General features: G+C 70.6%; 2 protein-coding genes and 1 pseudogene. All 3 read right to left on the bottom strand.

The genetic code is table 11. From position 1 onward, the window contains the following. The gene (locus tag ACFV6I_RS39660; protein ID WP_380431166.1) at nucleotides 1–705 is read right to left on the bottom strand and encodes a lytic transglycosylase domain-containing protein; all 705 of its coding nucleotides are present in this window, start codon (nucleotides 703–705) and stop codon (nucleotides 1–3) included. Nucleotides 706–789: 84 nt separating this feature from the next. Continuing rightward, nucleotides 790–996: an antitoxin gene (locus ACFV6I_RS39655; RefSeq protein WP_063350645.1), complete on the bottom strand. Its 207-nt coding sequence runs from the start codon at nucleotides 994–996 to the stop codon at nucleotides 790–792. Nucleotides 997–1,220: 224 nt separating this feature from the next. Then, nucleotides 1,221–1,394 (bottom strand): annotated as a pseudogene (locus ACFV6I_RS39650) (transposase); the annotation flags it as partial.

Here is a 1,394-nt window from a genome sequence, read left to right as displayed (position 1 = left end):
CTACTGGACGGCCGTGCCGGACTTGGCCCAGTTGTCGTGCAGCCGGTCGAGGTAGGACTGCGCCAGGGAGCCCACCTTGACCCCCCGGGCGAAGGCCAGCATGTTGCCCGCGCCGGCGTTGTAGCCGAGGGCGAGGAGCTCGTCGTGGTTCAGTGGCGCGCTCGGCCGCGCCGGGAGCTGCCCGGCCAGGTCGTGCAGGTGCCAGGCGGCCGCCTGGACGGCCAGGTCGCGGTCGTCCGGCAGCTCCTCCCACTGGCGGTCGGCGAAGGGGCGGCCGGGTTTGGTGTCGTCGAAGGCGGCGCGGTGCATGTTGGCGATGCCGAACGAGGCTTCGGGCTTGCTGCGCTGCCAGGCCCGTTCGAGCTCCGGGTCGTGCGGCTTGTACGACTCGTTGTAGAGGATCGCCATCAGCAGCTGCGGGTTGACCCCGGCCTCGGCGGCGTACCGGCGCACCGGGGCCGCGTAGTCGGCGGGGTCGTAGCGGCCGGACGGCTTCGACGGCTTCGACGGCGCGGTCGAGGCTGACCCGGACGGGGCGGACGCGGAGGGCCCGGCACCGTCCGGGGAGGGGGTCGCCGACGGGGAGGCGCCGGACGACGCCGTGGTGGGGTGGTCACCGCCGTGGACGATGCCCCACCCGGCCGCGACGAGTACGCCGATGACCAGCCAGCGCCCCCAGCGCGACCCCTGTTGCCCCTCGCTCATCGCTGCCGACCCCTCCCCGTGTGCCCGTGCCCTTGTTCGACCGTCGTACTGCCGATCGTGCCGGCGACCGTGCCCGGTGGCAGGCTACTCGGCCGGCTTCTGCTCGCCGTCGAGGTTGCGCAGGAAGCCCTTGGCCTTCTCGACGCCGGTGTCGATCTGGCCGCTGTACTTGCCGTCCGTGCGGTCGTCGATCACGTCGCCGACCTTGTCCAGGCCCTGCCCGAGCACGCCGCTGTGCTCGCGGGCGAGGTCGGTGGCCTTGTCCGCGAGGTTCTTCAGACTCTCAAACATGGTGACGCTCTGCTCCTCTGACGCGTTCCTGATGGTGTGCCGACGTGGCGGGGGATCATGACCATCCTAACGACGGCCCACCAGGCGCTCGGCCGCTGCCGAAGGACGGCGGGTGACTTTGCTGGAATGGGTTTGTATGCTCCAGCCCAACTTCTACAGCCATGTAGAAGTTGGGAACCGCCACCAGGACGGAACGCGTCCCGGCACGCACAGCGGCGCGCGTAGCGGCGGCCGGTGAGGATCTTCAGGTCCACCGCGATCTCGTCCCACTCCTGCAGAGGCTGCAGATCCCGGCGCATCCTTGCCTGATCGGCGATGACGTAAGCGTCCTTCGCATCCGTCTTGCCGTCCCCGCGGTAGCCACGGGAAGCGTGGTGGACGGTCCGGCCAGGGATGTC

This window comes from Kitasatospora sp. NPDC059803 (genome assembly GCF_042732255.1).
Lineage (GTDB): Bacteria > Actinomycetota > Actinomycetes > Streptomycetales > Streptomycetaceae > Kitasatospora.
This window is presented reverse-complemented; position numbering and strand designations above follow the sequence as displayed.